We start from the raw sequence: 18,897 nt of genomic DNA on the forward strand, positions 1-18,897 counted from the left end.
GCCCCGGTAAATGCAGACCTTCTGGTTACTGCTGCAGCCAGGCATTCACCTTGTCCGGGTGCGCATCGACGAACTTCTTCGCGGCGCTCGCGTAGTCGTTCGTCGCGTTGCCTTCGAGTTCGATGGCTTCGACGTCAGCCAGCGTCAGCTTGAAATGCTTGAAGAACACGTCGGCGCGGGGAAACCTGGTGGCGAACTGTTTGGATGCGAACGCGTGGACCTGTTCTTCGCCGCCCAGCGTGCCCTTGGGGTCCTTCAGGTAGCGCATCTGCCATTTCTGCCAGAGCCAGTGCGGGCTCCAGACCGTGGCCACGACCCACTGCTTCGTTTGATACGCACGCGACACGGCAGCGAGCATCCCGGCTTCGCTCGACGACTGCAGGTTGTAGCCATTCAGGTCGTAGGCCTGAACCGACTTCTGGGAGGCCTGCATGAGGCCCGAGCCCGGACCAATGCCCTGGATCGTGCCGTCGAGCTTGCTCTTGACGTCCGGCTTGTTCAGGTCCGAAATCGACGACACTTCGGACTCCGGCACATAGGCGGGCACGGCCCAGCCGTTGCGGCCGCCCGTGTAGATCACGCCGACATCGTCCATATCGTTCTTGTACTTCGCGTAGTATACGGCGTGCGTCACCGGCAGCCAGCCGCCCACCATGATGTCGAGGTCGCCGCGCGCCACGCCCTGGAACTGAATGCCGATGTCCGCATTGACGAACTTGACCGGCTGATTCAGTTTCGTTTCGAGCACGTACTTGGCGACGTTGGCCGTGGCGAGCACGTCGGCCCAGTCGGTGATCGCCAGCTTGATCGGCTCCGCCGCCACGGCAGACCCGACACCGACACTCATGGCGACGACCGTCGATAGCGCCAGCTTCGTCACGAGTGATTTGAAAGTATCGCTAATCATGTTAGTACTCCGGATTTATATTGAAATTACCGATTCGTCACGGATGACCTGCCTATGATGTCAGCCAGGCATCCGGCTAGTCAGCTATGCGCCGCTTCGGTGGTGCCAGCTTTGCCCACCTTCGCGACGGGTCTCCTCTTCTTCGATTTCACGCCGAACGTCTCCGTCAGGCGGTCCAGCACGATGGCCAGCAGCACGACGCCGAGGCCACCTTCGAAGCCGATGCCGATGTCAAGCCGCTGGATGCCGCTCAACACATATTCGCCGAGGCCGCCTGCGCCGATCATCGAGGCGATCACGACCATCGAAAGCGACATCATGATGGTCTGGTTCACGCCGGCCATGATGGACGGCAATGCATTCGGTAGCTGGATTTTCCAGAGCAATTGCGCGTCGGTGCTGCCGAACGAGCGGCCTGCTTCCAGCAATTCCTCGCGAACCTGGCGGATGCCGAGCGTCGTGAGGCGCACCACAGGGGGCATGGCGAACACGACGGTGGCGATCACGGCAGGCACGCGGCCGAGGCCAAACAGGATCACGGCGGGAATCAGATAGACGAACGCCGGCATGGTCTGCATGAAATCGAGCAGCGAGCGCAGAATCAGTTCCACCCGCTTGTTGCGCGCGCCCCAGATGCCGAGCGGCACGCCGACGATGAGGCTGAAAACCGTCGCGGCAACGACAAGGGCCAGCGTAGCGACCGTTTGCGGCCACAGCCCCATGTAGTGAATGAGCAGCAGCGCGATGCCGACGAACACGGCGAAGGCGATCCCACGGCGCCACAACGCGAACGCCACGAGAAAGACGAGCATCGCGACGAAGGGAATCGCCCCAAGGCCGTCTTCGAGCAGCTTGACGACTGCGCCCAACGCCGCGGAAAACGCGTTGAATCCGCCCTGGAAGTGATTGAACAGAAAATTGACGGCGTTCTCTGCGAACTTGCCGATGACTGACGAATTCATGCTGCCCTCCGCTCCATAACCTGTTTGAGTATCGTTCGGCACGACACGACTCCCGCGAGCTTGCCTGCCGCGTCCGTCACCGGCACGTCGTGTTGCTGGCTCAGTGCGATCGCGGAGAGTTCGTGCAGGTCGGTGTCCAGCGAGACCGTGCTCAAGTCCTTGAGCAACGCTTCGCGCAGGGGTTGGGCACCCGCCCTGTGCAGCGAAGCGGGCGTGACGCAGCCCTGGTAGCGGCCGGCTTGATCGCACACGTAACCGCACTCGGCACCGCTATCGATCAGTTGATTGAGGTAACGTTCAGCGGGCGCGCCGACGTCGCCGGAAATCAGTCCGCGCTCGACGCGGGTCATCAGGCTCTCGGCCTTGAGGAAACGCGAAACGTCGACGTGACGGAAGAAGTCCCGTACGTAGTCGTCCGCAGGAGACTGGATCAGTTCGGCGGGCGTGCCGACCTGAATCAAACAGCCGTCTTTCATGATGCCGATACGGCCGCCAATCTTGATGGCCTCTTCGATATCATGCGAAATGAAGACGATGGTTCGCTGCTCCTCCTTCTGGAGCCGCAGCAGTTCGCTTTGCATTTCGAAGCGGATCAGCGGATCGAGTGCGGAGAAGGCTTCATCCATCAGCAGCACAGCAGGATTGACGGCCAGGGCGCGCGCGAGACCGACGCGCTGCTGCATGCCGCCCGAGAGTTCGCTGGGCAGCAGCTTTTCGTACGAGCCGAGTCCCACGCGCTTGAGCGCAGCGCGTGCGATTTCATAGCGCTCGGACTTCTTCATGCCCGCGACTTCCAGGCCATACGAGATGTTGTCGAGCACCGAGCGGTTCGGCAGCAGCGCAAACGACTGGAACACCATCGCCATCTTCTTGCGGCGCACTTCACGCAGTTCGGGCGTGGACATCGGCGCAATGTCGCGGCCTTCGAGAACGACCTGGCCGGACGTCGGCTCGATCAGGCGATTGAGCAGACGCACGAGCGTCGACTTTCCGGAACCGGAGAGTCCCATGATGACGAAGATCTCGCCGGCCTTCACGTTGAGGCTGACGTCGTTGACCGCCACCATGTTGCCGGTGCGCTTGAAGACCTCATCGCGTCCCAGGCCCTGCTTGACCAGTTGCGCAGCAACCTCGGGCTTCGGGCCGAAGATCTTCGACAGGTTCTTGACCGTCAGGATGTCGGTTCCTGATATGGCAATGGGCCGGGCCACCGAAGGCGTACCCGCTGTGTTGATTGCGCCTGGCGGCAATGTGTCGCCCGGTGCGAACGTCAGATGAGGGGCCATTTGTCATTCCAGCTGGCTGGTTCAAAGAATTGACGCTGGCGAACTCCGGTACGACCTGAAGTGCTAGCGTGGCGATTCAGCTGGCATCCCGGCTTCGAATCCAATACTTCGGCGGTTTCGGTTCTGGCGCGGCCGTTGATGCAGTGATTGCAGCGTAGCAATCCAATTTGTCCCCTCCAGCTACATTTTTTCGGCCCTTTCCCATACCTTTGGTAATGCGTGCGAGGCGCCAGGTGAGCAATGAAACGTTTAGCGAAAAGGCGAACAGCGCGCAGATCCTATACAGGTTGGGGCTTTGCGGGCAATTGAGTGGTGGGAATGGCCGCGTTTGGCCAATCTTCGGGAAGCGGCGCGCGCCGCATAGGACAAGGGAAAGTCCTGGGGGCATTCAGTCAGGGAAAATACCAGGAAAATGCGAGAAAACTGCGAGTAAATGGGAGAAACGGCGGGGAATTGGGCGAAAGTCCAGACGACAAAAAAGAATTGCCCCGGCGCGCCCCGCAACGCATTGCGGGCCACGACGGGGCATCGGTGCATTTCCACTCAGGCTGAACGGCTTGCCGAAGCCATTCAGACCATAGTCGCCCTGCTACAAATCGAGTACCAGGTTCGAAGTCGGGCGGCTGCAGCACATTAACCGCATCCCTTTCTCGATTTCGCGCGGACGGATGCCGCCGTTGTGCTTCATGTCCACGGAACCTTCGAGCACCTTCGTCTTGCAGGTCCCGCAGATGCCCTGGCTGCATGACGACGGCAAGGGCACGCCGGCCTTGCGCGCGGCGACGAGCACGGTCTGCGAGGCGTCCATCGTGAACGAGCGGCCCGAGCGCGCCAGTTGCACCGTAAAGCCGGCCTGCGCAGCCGGCTCGGCGCTGGCCTCGGCGACTGGCCCTTCGGCGCACTCCACGGTCTCCGCGAAGTTGAAGCTTTCCTGATGATAGTGGGCGGGGTCATGGCCGCCATCCGCCAGCATCTTTCTGGAAGCGTCCATATAACCACCCGGTCCGCAGATGAACACTTCGCGCTCGCGGTAGTCCGGCACATGCTCCATCAACAGATCCAGGCTGAGTCGCCCCACGGGCCCCGACCAGTCCGGTTCGCTCCCGAGCGCCTCGCAGACGTGAACCACACGCAGTTTGTCCGAGAGCGCGCACAAGTTCGAAAGCTCGTTGCGGAAAATGATGTCTTCCGGCGTTCTTGCGCTATGAATGAACACGATGTCGCGGTTCAGCCCCAGGTCGAGCGCCGCGCGCGTCATCGACATCAACGGCGTCACGCCCGATCCCGCCGAAAGATAGAGACTCTTGGCAGCCGGTCCCGAAGACGGCGTAAACACCCCCGACGGCCCGAAGGCCTTCAACTCGACGCCCTCTCGCATGTTCTCGTGCAGCCAGTTCGACATGACGCCGCCCGGCGTGCGCTTGACCGTAATGGAAAGCGTATAGGGACGCGTGGGCGGCGAGGAGATCGTGTAGCAGCGGCTGACCTCCTTGCCGTCGATTTCGGCGGACACAGTAATAAACTGGCCCGGCTCGAAACTGAAATGGCCCTCCCGCGTGCTGAACACGAAAGTCCGCACGTCGTGCGTCTCGGCACACACGCGCATGCACGTCAGCGTGCGCTGCTCGTGACTCGGCCACTGTGCATCAGCGCGTTCCCACGTGCTCGCACTGCAAAAGCGATCAAGCATGTCCTGACCCTGCCCGATGAAACATGAATCCGCGGCTACGTTCATGGCGACCTCAAACTCCGTGCGCCTTCAGCTTCGCGTCGTACCAGCGCGAAAACTGGTCGAGCGCTGCCTCAGTAAAGTTCGAGAAAGGACCGGGAATATAGGCCGGATCCTGCGTTCCCGCATGCGTGTTGCCGACGAGCTCCGCGTCCTGCGTCGTGGTTGCGACCCACACTTCCGTGAGCCGCTTCAGGTCGTAGTCCACGCCTTCCACCGCATCTGCATGGACCAGCCAGAGCGTGCGCACGAGCGTCTTGTCCGGCGCGAGGGGCAGGCTATAGGCGATCACGGCATGGTCGCTCATCACGTGAGTCCACGAATGGTGGCCCCACATGTGGACGTCGCCGAGGTCGCGCCGACCGACTCCGCCCAGCAGCTTCGTGCAGGCCACTTTCGTGTCCAGCGTCTGCGATTCGTTTGCACCCGAGATGACGAGGCGCTGAGTGCGGAAGTTGGTATCCACGCTTTCGTCGAGCGCTTCAACCGTGCCGCAGACATAACCGTCTTTTTCCCAGTTCTCCTGGCATGCCGCGTTGCGCTTCAGGTAATCGTCGTAGGCCTGCAGCGACTCTTCGCTCTGGCCGTCCGGACAAAAGCCGAAGTCTTCCGCGAGAAACGAATTCGTCAGCTCCGGATGCGTACCCGCGCAGTGGTAGCACTCGCGGTTGTTTTCCATCACGAGCTTCCAGTTGCCGTTCTCGACGATCTCCATTTCATAGGCGATCTTCGTACGGGCCAGGTCGTACGGCGCGAAGCGCGGCGCCATCACGGCCTCGAGCTTCTCGAAGTCCGCGGGCGGTTCGTCGGCGAGGCACACGAAAATATGCGCGCCCACCGTCTTCACATGGACCGGAATCAGGCTGTGGCAGCTTGCGTCGAAGTCCTTGCCCATATGCGTCGAATGCTTAAGGCTGCCGTCCAGGTCGTACGTCCACTGATGGTACGGACACACGAGCATCCCGACGCTTGCCTTGCCCGCCTTCTTCATGATTCGCGAGCCACGATGACGGCAAACGTTGCGATACGCCCGCACGTTCTCGTCGTCGTCGCGCACGATGATGATCGATGCACGGCCGATATCCACCGTGTGGACATCGCCCGGTTCCGGCACGTCGGCCGTCACACCAACGAGAATCCAGAGCTTGTGAAAAAACACTTCGACATCCGTTTCGAAGACGTCCTGACGCCCGAACAATTCACCGGGCATGCCGTGTCCTTTCTTGCGGCTATCGACGAGTTCGCGGTGCGTTTGAATTTGAACCTCAGACATGGTGAGCCTCTGGATGAGAACGTTGCGTAGCGTTCGGGACACTGATATGGCGTGAAGTATTGGACCTTCAAAACGCACCGTCAACGCGCTTTATAAGCTGCTTCACATTCGTTTAAATCATGCGAAAATGCGCCCGAAATGCGGCGCACGAAATGGGCCTCCCGGGTCGACTAGCAGGGAATTCCAGATCAGGGCTTCCCCGGAAGAGATGGCCGTCAATGCAGGCAACAACCCCCACTCGCCTTACCCGTCGACAGATTGGAAAGCGGATGAAAACCACCAAAGCAACGAAAGGCTATCGTCGGATCGTTCCCTCGCTGACCGCCCTTGTCGAGTTCGAGGCCGTGGCACGCCTTGGGAGTTTCACCTATGCGGCAAGCGAACTGGGTGTCACGCAGTCCGCCGTGAGCCGACAGGTGCGGTTCCTCGAAGAAACGCTCGGCGTGCAACTCTTTCACCGCCTGCACCGGTCGATTGATCTGACGAGTGAAGGCGAAGCGCTTTACCTGGTGGTCGCGGAGTCCATGCAGAAGATCGCCGGCGTCTTCGATCGACTGGTGACCGGAACCGAGCAACGAGAACTGGTGCTGGCTTCGACGGCTGCGTTTTCGCAGTTCCGGCTCTTGCCGCGGCTCGCGAAGCTGAAGAAGCTCGATCCGCCCTTGCAGCTGCGTTTGTCGACCGACATGTTTACGGCGGACCTTCGGCATGTGGAAGTGGATGTCGCCGTGCGCTATGGGGACGGCAACTGGCCGGACGGAACTTCGACCTTGCTGTTCGACGTTGAAGTCTTTCCCGTCTGCTCGCGGGAGTCCCTCGAGGAATACGGCACGCCGCGCTCGCTCGACGACCTCGCGAAGATGGCGCTCGTGGAGTCGGATGCCACGTCCGAAGGATGGATGGGCTGGAACGAATGGTTTCGCGCTGTCGGGTACCGGCCCGCGCGCCTGAACAAGGTGCTACGGTGCAGCCTCTACACCGACGCCATTCAAGCCGTGCGATACGGACAGGGAATAGCACTCGGGTGGAACAGACTGGTCGATGACCTGCTGCAAACAGGCGACCTGGTTCGCATCTGCCTCGCAACTGTCCGCCCCACCGACGCTTATTTCGTCGTGGTGCCTCACGGCCGGGCCATTACCCCCGTCATCACGCAGCTTATCGAGTGGCTGCGAGGGGATCCGGCGCGGCGCTGACTGCAGGAGTCCTATCAACACAATTACCGGAGCCCCCATGTATCAACGACATGAGAACCTCGAGCATTTCATTCGCGTAGCCCGAGCGCTGTTTCAGGCGCCAGCGCTGCCGGAGGCTGGCCGCCAGATGGCCATGAAAGTATTCGAGCGACTCGAACAGCCATCGGACGACGGCAAGCGCAACCTCGCACGCTATCCCGCCTGCGACCTCCTCGATTCGGCACTGAGGCCGTTGCTTGACGAAACAAGCAGTCTCGGCGATACGGCCCGCGCCATCAAAACGCTCGAACCCGCTATCGGCTGGCAGCGGCGAACGTCCGGATCGAACGGAAGCAAGGACTATGTCGAGAAGCACGTGAACGGCATGATTTGCGGTCCCGGCGGCATGGAAAGCCGATACGACGTGCAGCTAGGGTTTTCGCTGCTCGCGCCGAACACGCGATACCCCGATCATCGACATCCCCCTGAGGAAGCCTATGTGCTCCTCAGTGCCGGGGAATTTCGCCAGCGTGACGGCGACTGGTTCGATCCAGGCATCGGCGGTGGCCTCCGCAATCCGCCCAACAGCCTGCACGCCATGCGCTCGGGCGCCACTCCGCTCCTCGCGCTATGGTGTCTGCTGGTATAAGCGTCCCTTTCGACTATCGGCGGCCCAATCAAAGGTTCAGCAGCCCGCGATACAAGCCGTAGCCTGCCACGATCGCGGCAACGAGCACGGCCGCGAATACGAACTTCTCCAGATGCGTAAACACGTTTTCCCCGGCCTCGCGCCGCGCCTTGGCGAACAAGACGACGCTCGGCGCATAAAGCAGCGACGAAAGGAGAAGGTATTTCACGCCGCCCGCATAAAGCAGCCAGACAGCGTAGAGCACGGAAACCGCAGCAATCACCAAATCCCTGCGGCGTTCCGGTTGCGACAACTCGTAAGTCTCGCCGCGAATGGCAAGCAGCAGCGCGTACGTCGCCGACCAGAAGTAAGGCACGAGAATCATCGAGGTGGCGAGATAGATGAGCGAGAGATACGTGCCCTTCGACACCAGCGTGATGAGCAGAAACAGCTGCACCATGCCGTTGGTCAGCCATAACGCGTTGGCCGGCACCTGTCTCGCGTTTTCCTTGCGCAGGAACGCGGGCATCGTGCGGTCGCGCGCGGCCGAGAACAGAATCTCCGCACACAGCATGACCCACGAAAGCAGCGCGCCGGCCAACGAAATGGCAAGCCCCACGCTCACCAGCACCACGCCCCAATGTCCGATAACGTGTTCAAGCACGCCTGCCATCGAGGGATTCTTCAGCCCCGCGAGTTGACGCTGCGTCATGATGCCGAGCGCCAGCACATTGACGAGCACCAGCACGAGAAGCACGACGAAAAATCCGATCACCGTTGCCTTGCCGACGCTCTTGCGATCCGCGGCACGTGCCGAGAAAACGGTCGCCCCCTCGATGCCGACGAACACCCAGACCGTGACGAGCATCATGTTTCGGACCTGATCCAGCACACCGCCCAGCGCCGGATTCGAGCGCGCCCAGATATCTGCCGAGAAGACATCCAGCCGAAACGCGAGGAGGCAGATCAGAATGAACAGGACGAGTGGAACGATCTTCGCAATCGTCGTGAACTGATTGATGAAACTCGCTTCCTTGATGCCCCGCAGCACCAGAAAATGCACGCTCCACAGCAGCACCGAGGAGCAGGCGATTGCGGGTAACGTATTGCCTTCGCCGAATACAGGGAAGAAATACCCGAGCGTACTGAATAACAGCACGTAGTACCCGACGTTGCCGAGCCACGCGCTGATCCAGTAGCCCCAGGCCGAGGCGAAGCCCATGTAATTGCCGAATCCGGCCTTGGCGTATGCGTAGACGCCGCCATCGAGATTCGGCTTGCGGTTGGCGAGTGTCTGAAATACGAGCGCGAGGGCCAGCATGCCGAAGGCCGTAATGACCCAGCCAATCAGTACGGCGCCCACACCCGCGGAAGCGGCCATATTCTGCGGCAACGAAAAGATGCCGCCGCCGATCATCGAGCCCACGACGAGGGCAACGAGCGCACCCAGTCGCAGCCCGTTTGTCTCCCTGTGTTCCCCAGCGGCATCGAACCCGTGGGTGGCGTCGCTCATATCCGCTCCGTCTTCGCAGTGTCAGGTCGGCGTATCCGGCTCCATTGCGAAATCAATGTTGGCAGGTATGCAGGCAAATGCAAGGAAAACGCGGTGCATTCGGAATGCGACAGGAAACGACAGGAAACGTCGGGCAATGCACGGCGCATCGCCGGCATTGCGATATGATCGCGCTTTACTGTGCCGGGATTCCCTACATGCAAGTGCTGGTCGACGCTGACGCCTGCCCCGCCGTCATCAAGGACATGTTGTTTCGGGCCGCGCGGCGTGCCGAAGTCCTGGTGACGCTGGTGGCAAACCAATATCTGCGCACACCGCCGTCGCCCTTTATCAAGTCGATTCAGGTGCCGGCGGGTTTCGACGCGGCTGACGCCCGTATCGTCGAACTGGTCGAGGCGGGCGACCTCGTGATTACCGCCGACATACCGCTTGCCGCAGCGGTGCTCGAAAAGAACGCGCAAGCGCTCGATCCGCGCGGCAACTGGTTTACGCGCGAAAACATTCAGGAACGGCTGACGATGCGCGACGTGATGGATCAACTGCGCAATGCAGGCATCGAAACGGGCGGTCCGGCGCCGTTCAGCGCGCGTGACAGCAAGGCGTTCGCCGGCCAGCTCGATCGATTTCTCGCGCGGCATAGCCCGCCGCCGCGCAAGACTGAGTGAGCGCAGAAGGCGCGAGACGTTTGGGATCGTCGTGGTCCCGCACACGCGAATCGCGCGCGATTAGAGCCGAAATATTTCCTGCGCGCCGCTAACCCCTGCAAAGCGCAGGGTTTTTGTCAGGTGATTTGACGCCAAAAATGAGGCGGCGCGACCGCGAACCCCGCTGCCTCCCGAAACAAGCCGATCCCCCGCCCGCCCCAGCCTAGCCGGACTTTGCCGCGGATCGCCCCTGCCAGGCTCGATGCGTATTGGGCAGACACGATAGTTCGTCATCCTCAACGCTGTGCGTTTCGCTCTTGCCATTGGGCGGCGTCTTTCCTATGATCATCAAACGCGAATCACTCTTATTCGCATCGAAACGCCACGCGCCGCGCAAACGGTTGCGCGTTGCGCCTCGTTAGCCTTCTCGCCGTCTTGGTCCTTCGATGAGGTAACCCGACATGGTCCTTTCCGCTCCAGGTGAAAGTTCAATCATGAGTACAACTAATGTCAAACCAGGTCCAACCTCGCCCGTGCTCGACTTCGTGGCGATCGGCCTCGGGCCGTTCAATCTGAGTCTCGCCTGCCTCGCCGATCCGATCCGCGATCTGCGCGGCCTCTTCCTCGAACGCAACGAGGACTTCGACTGGCACCCGGGCATGCTGATCGACGACACGACGCTGCAAAACCCATTTCTCGCCGATCTCGTCAGCCTCGCGGATCCCAAAAGCAAGTTCAGCTTCCTCAACTACTGCAAGCAGGAAGGCAAGCTCTATGCGTATTACATTCGCGAGCGCTTTTATCTAAGCCGCGCCGAATATAACCGCTACTGCAAATGGGCTATCAGCCAACTGTCGAGCATCGCATTCGGCTCGAGCGTGGAGCACGTTGAATACGACGCGCAGCAAGGCCATTACCTGGTGCGCGGGCGGCACGTGCGCACCGGCCAGCCGTTCATGCATCGCGCCGCGCGCCTCGTGATCGGCGTGGGTTCCGTGCCGCAATTGCCGCCGTGCTGCGGCGAGCTGCGCGAGCGCTGCATCCATAGCGCGCATTACGTGGCGTGCAAAGCCGAGCTGCAGCAAAAGCGCTCGATTGCCGTGATCGGCAGCGGCCAGAGTGCAGCCGAGATTTTCTACGACCTGCTCAAGGAAAGCGACGAGCACGACTACACGCTCACGTGGATCACGCGTTCGCCGCGTTTCTTCCAGATGGAAAATACGAAGCTCACGCTGGAAATGATCTCGCCCGACTATATCGACTACTTCTACAACCTGCCGGACGGCGTGCGCGAAAACATCATTGCCAAGCAGGACAGTCTCTACAAAGGCGTGAACGCCTCGCTCATCAACCAGATTTATGACCTGCTCGACGACCGCCGCAGCCGCGGCTGCAACAGCGCGCGCCTCATCACCAATTCCGAGTTGAGCGCCTGTCGTCACGACCGTATCGAAGACCGCTTTCACCTGCGCTTCGTGCAACGCGACGAGGGCGTGCAATACACCCACGTGACGGACGGCGCGATCTTCGCGACCGGCTATGGGCAGAACGTGCCCGGCTTCATCGAGGGCATTCGCGCACGCATCCGCTGGGACGACAAGGGGCGCTACAGGCTCTCGCGCAACTATGCAATCGACGTAAGCGGGCGCGAGATCTTCGTGCAGAACGCAGGGCTCTACAGCCACGGCCTGACCAACCCCGACCTCGGCATGAGCTGCTATCGCAACTCCTGCATTCTGCGCGAGCTGACCGGTGTGGAGCACTACAAGATCGAGCGGCGCATCGCGCTGCAGGACTTCTCGGTGCCGGACACGGAAGCGTTCGTGAAGATGCCGCTGGAGGCGCAATGAAGCTGCGCAGCACGATCATCCTGATGACGACCTTCGCCGTCATCAGCGATGCGATCCTGATTCCCTTCTACCCGCAGTTCTTCGCCGCGCGCTATGGCGTGACGAGCCCCGTGCATGCGGGCGCTTACGTGGCGTTCATCTCCATTGTCGTGATGCTCACGCTGCCGCTCTGGGCGCGCATTGCGAAGCGCCTCGACGCCATGCATCTGCTCGTTTATACGCAGTGCGCCGCGGGCGTGCTTTCGGTCGCGAGCTATTTCGCGGCGACGGTGCCGCTCTTCTGGGTACTCTCGCTCGCGATGTTCATGTGCAAAAGCAGCTACCTGCTGATGTACCCGTACATGATGCGCCTCGAAGCGAAAGAATTGCATGCGCATACCATCGGCGTGCTTTCGGTGGTGGTGCACTTCGGCGCGATTGCGGGCGCGGTGGCGGGCGGCTTCGTCATGCAGGTCTGGGACGCGCATCACTGCATCTTCGCGATGGCCGCCGGCGACTTCGTGCAGATGGCGATCTGCCTTGCGCTGATCCGCACCCACCGCATTGCGCGGCGCTGCCGGTATGCGGACTCTGCCGACGAAGCACCGGTCAAGGCGGGGCTGCGTGCGCGCATGCCGATCCTGCGTCTCGCACTGCTCATGCTCGCGTTCGACTTCTGCGTGTATCTCATCCGGCCGTTCATGGCGTCGTACTGGCAAGCCGTCACTCATGCGCCCGGCGAACTGGTTCCGGGGCTCGTGTTCGCCATTCCCGGCATGGTCGCGCTCGTCGCGCTGCGCCTGAACAAGCGCCTCGCCACCCAGGGCAAGCGCGTGCCCGACCACATGCTCGCGAACCTGCTGCTGTGCACCGCCGGCATGCTGCTGCAAGGCGTGGAGGCGCCGCTGTGGATCGTCGTGGGCCGCGTGATGTTCGGCTGGGCGCTGTTCCAGATCGTCGTGAAGCTCGACGTGACGATGTTCGCACTGAGCACGCCCGCCTCGTATGCCGCCGACTACAGCGTCATCAACTTCTTCCAGAACCTCGGCGTGCTGCTGGCCTCGTTCGCGGCCGGCGCGATCGTCGACGAAGCCGGCTTGCGTGCGCCGTTCTTCGTGGCGTCCGTGGGCCTCGTTGTCACGGCGCTCGCGAGCGTCTGGCTGCTCGCCCGGCCGCGCGCCCAGGACTCGGCCCTTTCCAACCCGATTGCCGAAACAGGAGTCACCGCCCGTGCGAACTGAAATCGCTGCCGACGAAATCGCGCTGTGTCATGTCCCGGCTGCACGCATGGCCATGCCCGAGGCCTTTCACATCCGCCCGCTCGACGCGCAACGCGACGCGCCCACGCTGCACCGCTGGTTCATCGAAGAACGCGCCGCGTTCTGGAACATGCGCGACAAGAGCGTGACGGAGGTGGCCGCGTTCTATCAGGCTATCGAGGACTCGGGGCACGCGCGCGCCTGGCTCGGTTCGCAGGATGGCGTACCCGCCTTCCTGTTCGAAACCTACGACCCGGCTCACGAAGAGATCGGCGATCACTACGACGTGTGCGAAGGCGACCTCGGCATGCATCTGTTCGTCGGCCCCGCGGCCCGGCGCACATCGGGCTACACGCGCCACGTCTTCGAAACCCTCATGGCGTTCCTGTTCGAGCGCCTTGGCGCGCAGCGCGTCGTCGTCGAGCCGGATGCGCGCAACGCACGCATCCACGCCCTGAATCGCGCGATGGGCTTCGTGTATACGAAGGACGTCGCGTTTCGCGAGAAGACCGCCTCGCTCGCTTTCTGCACGCGATCCGCTTTTTACGCCGCCATTACGCAGGATCACTAAATTCCATAAGGACATCGCAACATGAATCACGTCGCAACCCAGGCTTCCATGCAACATGTGCTCCTCACGCCCCATGAGGCTACCGCCCACCTCACACCCGAGGTGTGGCAGCACGCAAACCGCATGTTGGTGCGCAAGGCCATTGCCGAGTATGCGCACGAGCTGATCGTCGAGCCACAGCGTGTGAGCGATGCGCCCGGCGAGCACTACGCGCGCTATACGCTCGAATCCGACGACGGTACCCGCGTCTACACCTTCGACGCGCGCCTGCTCGCACTGCGCCACTGGAGCATTCGCCCCGAGACCATCGTGTGCTCGCAGGACGGCGCGCCGCAACCGCTCGACGCCCTCGCCTTCATCCTCGACGTGAAAGCGCGGCTTGGCATCAAGGAGGAGATGCTGCCCATCTACCTCGATGAAATCAGCAGCACGCTGTATGGCGCAGCCTACAAAGCGGTAAAAGATGGCCCGGACACAGCCGAACTCCTCGATGCCGATTTCCAGTCGATCGAAACCGCAATGAGCGAGGGCCATCCAGGCTTCGTCGCCAACAACGGCAGGCTCGGCTTCGACGCGGGCGACTATCGCGCGTTCGCGCCCGAGGCAGGCTCGCCGATTCAAATCGTCTGGCTCGCCGTGCACAAGGAGAACGCCGCGTTCCACAGCTCAGCCGACCTCGACTACGAACAGCTCATGGCAGAAGAACTGGGCGTGGAGACCATCGCGCGCTTTCGCTCGATCGTCGAAGCGCGCGGCGTGGACTTCGCCGACTATCGGTTGATGCCGGCGCACCCGTGGCAGTGGTTCAACAAACTCTCGATCGCGTTTGCGAGTTATGTCGCGACCAACCGCATCGTTTGCCTTGGCTTCGGCGCGGACCGTTATCAGGCCCAGCAATCGATCCGCACGTTCTTCAATCTCTCGGACCGTTCGAAACGCTATGTGAAGACGTCGCTCTCGATTCTCAACATGGGCTTCATGCGCGGACTCTCGCCGTACTACATGTCGGGCACGCCCGCCATCAACGACTTCATCAAAGGCCTCGTGGCGAGCGACGCGTATCTGCAAGGCAAAGGGTTCACCATCCTGCGCGAAGTCGCGTCCATCGGCTTTCGCAATCGCTATTACGAAGCGGCCGTCCAGGTGGACAGCCCCTACAAGAAGATGTTTTCGTCGCTCTGGCGCGAGAATCCGCTCAGTCTCGCGGGAGACGGCCAGCGGCTCATGACCATGGCCGCGCTGCTGCATACGGACCGCCATGGCGCAGCGCTGCTGCCGGCGCTGATCGAGGCTTCGGGGCTCACGGCGCAAGCCTGGCTCGAGCACTACATGGAGGCATATCTCGCGCCCCTCGTCCATTGCTTCTACGCACACGATCTCGTGTTCATGCCGCACGGCGAAAATCTCATCCTCGTGCTTGAAAACCATGTGCCCGTGCGCGCGATCATGAAGGACATTGCGGAAGAATCCGCCATCCTCAACAAGGATGCGCAGCTTCCGGAAAACGTCAAGCGCCTCGCCGTGGACGTGCCCGAGCGCGTCAAGCTGCTCGCGATCTTCATCGACGTGTTCGATGGCTTCTTCCGCTACATGAATCAGGTACTCGTCGAGCACGGCTGCTGCACGGAAGACGTCTTCTGGGACACGGTGGCGCGCTGCGTTGCACGCTATCAGGACGAGCACCCGCAACTCGCGCGCAAATACGCCGAATACGACCTCTTCGCGCCCGAGTTCCTGCACTCGTGCCTGAACCGTCTGCAGCTCGGCAACAACCTGCAGATGGTCAATCTCGCCGATCCCGCGGGCAATCTGAAGATGGCGGGCAATCTGCAGAACCCGCTGGCGGGCAGGCGCGGTGCGCCGCGAGACGCCGCGCAAGCGAATGGCATGAGCGCCGAAGCGGTCGCGGCATAAGCATGGCGGCAAACCGCGCGCTCGACGACATGCTGCAGCTCGCCGCGCGGCTCGTACCGGGATTGCGGGGCGTGGTAGCCGCGCGCCCCGCGCAAGGCATCGTGCATACGCGCCCGGCGCCGCCTGGCGGGGACGCCAACCGCGCTGCGCTCGATGCGCTCCTTGCCTTCTGGTCGCGCACCTACCCGGAAGCGGGCCGCCTGTACTGGTCGTCGCGCTGCTGGGGCATCCTGATATGGCAACCGCTCTACTTGAGCGTGATCGGAGTGCATGCGGCAGGCGTGTCGCTCTCGCTTGCGGACATCGCGCAACCCATCGCCGAGGGCTGGACCCGCGAGGTCCGCACACGCGATCACGAACCGGCGCAGGGCGACACGCACGCATTGATCGCGCACGCCGCACGCGAGATCGTCTCTTGCTGCGAGCAGATGCACGACGAGTTGATGCCGGTGATTCGCCTGAATCCGGCAGCAGCGCGCGGCACGCAAGCCGACGTAGTGCTCGCCGCACTACTTGCGGCACGCAAGGCGCGTCCCGAATGGAGCGACGCACAGGTCGAGGCGCATGGCCGGCAGTGGCTCGCAGCGCTCGGCGTGCAAGGCTGCTCAGGCTATTTCCCGTTTTCGCGCACGGACGGCGCAAACGCACTCGCGCTGGAGCGGCGCACCTGCTGTTACCACTATCGCCGCCGCGACGGCGAACTCTGCAGCACCTGCCCGCGGCTCGCAAAGCATGAACGCATCGTGCGCCTGAACGCGCAACACGAAACAGGATGAAACCGACCGATGAACGATATCAGTGACCTCGCGCATCTCGCGCTGCCGACCGATACGGAGGAGGTGCATGCGCAATTGCCCGCGAGCGCCTATTTCGACGAGACGCTGTTCGAGCGCGAGATGGCGCGTATCTTCGCGCACTCGGCGCTATACGTGGGCCACGAACAGTCGGTGCCGGAGCGCGGCGACTGGCGGCACCTGCCGCAGGACGAAGGCGGCCGCGTGCTGGTGCGCGGCGAACACGGCGTGCAATTGCTCTCGAACGTCTGCCGTCATCGCCAGTCGCTCATGCTGGGCGGCAAGGCCGGCAACGTCGCTGAGAGCGGCGGCCCGCCTGCGCAAGGCAATCTCGCCGCGAGCGGCGGCAACATCGTATGTCCTTTGCATCGCTGGACGTACGCGCCTGGCGGCGAGTTGATCGGCGCGCCCGAGTTCGAGCGCAAGCCGTGCCGCAATCTCGAACGTTTCGAGCTGCGAAATTGTCATGGGATGCTCTATGAGGGACCCCGCGAGCCCGCGCGCGACATGGCGCGCGTGTTCATGCGCCCCGAGTTCGACTTCTCCGGGTACGTGCTCGATCACGTCGAAACGCATACTTGCCGGTACAACTGGAAAACCTTTATCGAAGTCTATCTGGAGGATTATCACGTCGCGCCATTCCACCCAGGCCTCGGGCGCTTCGTGACCTGCGACACGCTCGACTGGGAATTCGCCGAAACGTACAGCATGCAGCGCGTGGGCGTACACGCCGCGCTTGCGCAGCCCGGTTCGGAAATCTATCGCGCGTGGCACGATCGATTGCTCGATTATCGCGGCGGCGAGGCGCCCGAGTTCGGCGCCATCTGGCTCGCGTATTTCCCCACGCAGATGATCGAGCTCTACCCGCACGTGCTCGTGGTCTCGACGCTGTATCCGAAGAGCCCGCAGGAAACGCTCAACGTGGTCGAGTTCTACTACCCCGAAGAAATCGCGGCATTCGAACGCGAATTCATCGAAGCTCAACGCGCGGCGTATCTGGAGACGATGATCGAGGACGACGAGATCGCCGAGCGTATGGATGCGGGACGACTGCGGCTCCACCGGCGCGGCATCAGCGACGCCGGGCCGTATCAGTCGCCGCTCGAAGACGGCATGCGCCATTTCCATGCGTGGTATCGGCGCGCCCTCGCGGGACCGCTCGAATGAGCCATTGCGTAACCGCGCAAGGCAGGCGGTTTGCATTGGCGCGGCGAATGCAACGCACGCCCCGCGCCTTCTCGTTACGTCAGGCGTTAGCCACTTCGCTCAAGCTCGGGTAGTCCGTATAGCCTTGCGCGGCGCCCCCAAAGAAGCCGTTGCGATCCGCCGCGTTCATCGCCGCATTGCGCTGCAGGCGGGTGACGAAATCGGGATTCGCGAGCACCATCTGACCGTAGGATTCCAGATCCGCCAGCCCCGTGGCCACGTCTGCGCCAATCTGTTCGCGCGGGCGGCCAGCCCGGTTCACGATCAACGCGCCCTTCCACAGCTTGCGAATGTCACCCAGCAGCGCCTCGTCGCCCTGATGCGCGATGTGCAGATAGGCGAGCCCCAGTTTGTCGAGTTCGGCCACCAGATAGTGATAAAGATCGGGGCCTTGGGCGCCTTCGTCGATGCCCCACAGCGTCGTGCCCGGTGAAAGGCGGATAGCCGTGCGGTCCGCGCCGATTTCGCCGGCAATGGCGGCCGCGACTTCGAGCGCAAAACGTGCGCGGTTTTCGATCGGGCCACCGTATTCGTCCGTGCGCGTATTGGCGCTCGGCGCGAAGAACTGCTGAACCAGATAGGCATTCGCGCCGTGGATTTCGACACCGTGCGCGCCGGCATCAACGGCGTGGCGGGCGGCGGTACGGAAATCGTCGACGGTGCGGCGGATTTCTTCGATGGTCAAGGCACGCGGCACGGGAATGTCCTGCATGCCGCTGGCCGTGAACATGGCCGTACCCGGCGCAATGGCGGAAGGCGCGACGCCCACGCGGTGGTGCCGCGTATTGTCGGGATGCGACATGCGGCCGGCGTGCATGAGCTGGATGAAGAGATGGCCGCCTCTCGCATGCACGGCCGAGGTGACTTTTTTCCATCCGGCGACATGCGCGTCGCTATAAATGCCCGGGGTCGTCATGTAGCCCTGGCCCTCATCCGAAGGCTGCGTGCCTTCGGTGACGATCAAGCCAACGCTCGCACGCTGGGCGTAATACTCGGCGGCCAGTTCGCCGGGCGTGCCGTCGGCCAGCGCGCGCGAACGCGTCATGGGCGCCATGACCAGACGGTTTGGCAGCGTGTAACGTCCGACGCGTACGGATTCGAAAAGCTTGCTCATGATGATCACCTCGACTGGTTTGGATGGTGCATCATCGCCTGCTTCACGATTGGGATAAATATGGTAATTTGGATATCATTGATCCATTGATGG

At 62.1% G+C, this 18,897-nt stretch carries 16 protein-coding genes; 9 read left to right on the forward strand and 7 right to left on the reverse strand.

The features are described 5' to 3' along the window. Positions 1–25: 25 nt before the first annotated feature. The 5 genes from AB4Y36_RS33415 to AB4Y36_RS33435 form a co-directional block, all read right to left on the reverse strand. Complete coding sequence (locus AB4Y36_RS33415) at positions 26–907, reverse strand: glycine betaine ABC transporter substrate-binding protein (protein ID WP_368685278.1); 882 nt, start codon at positions 905–907, stop codon at positions 26–28. Positions 908–987: 80 nt separating this feature from the next. Beyond that, on the reverse strand, positions 988–1,869 hold the full coding sequence (locus AB4Y36_RS33420) for a proline/glycine betaine ABC transporter permease (RefSeq protein WP_069263825.1): 882 nt from the start codon (positions 1,867–1,869) through the stop codon (positions 988–990). Continuing rightward, a complete protein-coding gene (locus AB4Y36_RS33425) occupies positions 1,866–3,155 on the reverse strand; it encodes a glycine betaine/L-proline ABC transporter ATP-binding protein (RefSeq protein WP_368685279.1) in 1,290 nt (429 codons plus the stop codon). The genes AB4Y36_RS33420 and AB4Y36_RS33425 overlap by 4 nt, the downstream gene beginning before the upstream one ends. 589 nt (positions 3,156–3,744) lie before the next feature. Further along, positions 3,745–4,890 carry a 2Fe-2S iron-sulfur cluster-binding protein gene (locus tag AB4Y36_RS33430; RefSeq protein ID WP_368685280.1) on the reverse strand — a complete coding sequence of 382 codons (1,146 nt, stop codon included), beginning with the start codon at positions 4,888–4,890 and terminating at the stop codon, positions 3,745–3,747. A gap of 7 nt (positions 4,891–4,897) precedes the next feature. Next, complete coding sequence (locus AB4Y36_RS33435; protein WP_069263819.1) at positions 4,898–6,157, reverse strand: SRPBCC family protein; 1,260 nt, start codon at positions 6,155–6,157, stop codon at positions 4,898–4,900. A 269-nt stretch (positions 6,158–6,426) separates the two neighbouring features. Between AB4Y36_RS33435 and AB4Y36_RS33440 the strand changes: the two genes are divergently transcribed. Both AB4Y36_RS33440 and AB4Y36_RS33445 read left to right on the forward strand, forming a co-directional pair. Beyond that, positions 6,427–7,353, forward strand: coding sequence for a LysR substrate-binding domain-containing protein (locus tag AB4Y36_RS33440; protein WP_368685281.1), 927 nt, complete (start codon positions 6,427–6,429; stop codon positions 7,351–7,353). Between the two features lie 37 nt (positions 7,354–7,390). Then, positions 7,391–7,981 (forward strand): dimethylsulfoniopropionate lyase, encoded by a 591-nt coding sequence (locus AB4Y36_RS33445; RefSeq protein WP_069263815.1) that lies wholly within the window; start codon positions 7,391–7,393, stop codon positions 7,979–7,981. Between the two features lie 28 nt (positions 7,982–8,009). Here the strand turns inward: AB4Y36_RS33445 and arcD are convergent, their stop codons facing one another. After that, positions 8,010–9,473 (reverse strand): arginine-ornithine antiporter, encoded by a 1,464-nt coding sequence (gene arcD / locus AB4Y36_RS33450; RefSeq protein WP_069263813.1) that lies wholly within the window; start codon positions 9,471–9,473, stop codon positions 8,010–8,012. A gap of 197 nt (positions 9,474–9,670) precedes the next feature. Between arcD and AB4Y36_RS33455 the strand changes: the two genes are divergently transcribed. The 7 genes from AB4Y36_RS33455 (at position 9,671) to AB4Y36_RS33485 (ending at position 17,651) form a co-directional block, all read left to right on the forward strand. After that, a complete protein-coding gene (locus AB4Y36_RS33455; RefSeq protein WP_069264168.1) occupies positions 9,671–10,138 on the forward strand; it encodes a YaiI/YqxD family protein in 468 nt (155 codons plus the stop codon). Positions 10,139–10,611: 473 nt separating this feature from the next. Continuing rightward, positions 10,612–11,967, forward strand: coding sequence for a lysine N(6)-hydroxylase/L-ornithine N(5)-oxygenase family protein (locus AB4Y36_RS33460; protein ID WP_368685282.1), 1,356 nt, complete (start codon positions 10,612–10,614; stop codon positions 11,965–11,967). After that, on the forward strand, positions 11,964–13,187 hold the full coding sequence (locus tag AB4Y36_RS33465; RefSeq protein ID WP_368685283.1) for an MFS transporter: 1,224 nt from the start codon (positions 11,964–11,966) through the stop codon (positions 13,185–13,187). The genes AB4Y36_RS33460 and AB4Y36_RS33465 overlap by 4 nt, the downstream gene beginning before the upstream one ends. Then, a complete protein-coding gene (locus AB4Y36_RS33470) occupies positions 13,177–13,776 on the forward strand; it encodes a GNAT family N-acetyltransferase (protein WP_368685284.1) in 600 nt (199 codons plus the stop codon). Before AB4Y36_RS33465 ends, AB4Y36_RS33470 begins: the two co-directional genes overlap by 11 nt. Before the next feature lie 48 nt (positions 13,777–13,824). Next, complete coding sequence (locus AB4Y36_RS33475) at positions 13,825–15,690, forward strand: IucA/IucC family siderophore biosynthesis protein (protein WP_368685322.1); 1,866 nt, start codon at positions 13,825–13,827, stop codon at positions 15,688–15,690. Between the two features lie 2 nt (positions 15,691–15,692). Further along, on the forward strand, positions 15,693–16,466 hold the full coding sequence (locus AB4Y36_RS33480; RefSeq protein WP_368685285.1) for a siderophore ferric iron reductase: 774 nt from the start codon (positions 15,693–15,695) through the stop codon (positions 16,464–16,466). A gap of 9 nt (positions 16,467–16,475) precedes the next feature. After that, positions 16,476–17,651 (forward strand): aromatic ring-hydroxylating dioxygenase subunit alpha, encoded by a 1,176-nt coding sequence (locus AB4Y36_RS33485; RefSeq protein WP_368685286.1) that lies wholly within the window; start codon positions 16,476–16,478, stop codon positions 17,649–17,651. Between the two features lie 79 nt (positions 17,652–17,730). Here the strand turns inward: AB4Y36_RS33485 and AB4Y36_RS33490 are convergent, their stop codons facing one another. Then, positions 17,731–18,804 carry an alkene reductase gene (locus AB4Y36_RS33490; protein WP_368685287.1) on the reverse strand — a complete coding sequence of 358 codons (1,074 nt, stop codon included), beginning with the start codon at positions 18,802–18,804 and terminating at the stop codon, positions 17,731–17,733. Between the last annotated feature and the right edge of the window lie 93 nt (positions 18,805–18,897).

This window comes from Paraburkholderia sp. BR10936, from assembly GCF_040965735.1.
GTDB classification, from domain to species: domain Bacteria; phylum Pseudomonadota; class Gammaproteobacteria; order Burkholderiales; family Burkholderiaceae; genus Paraburkholderia; species Paraburkholderia nodosa_A.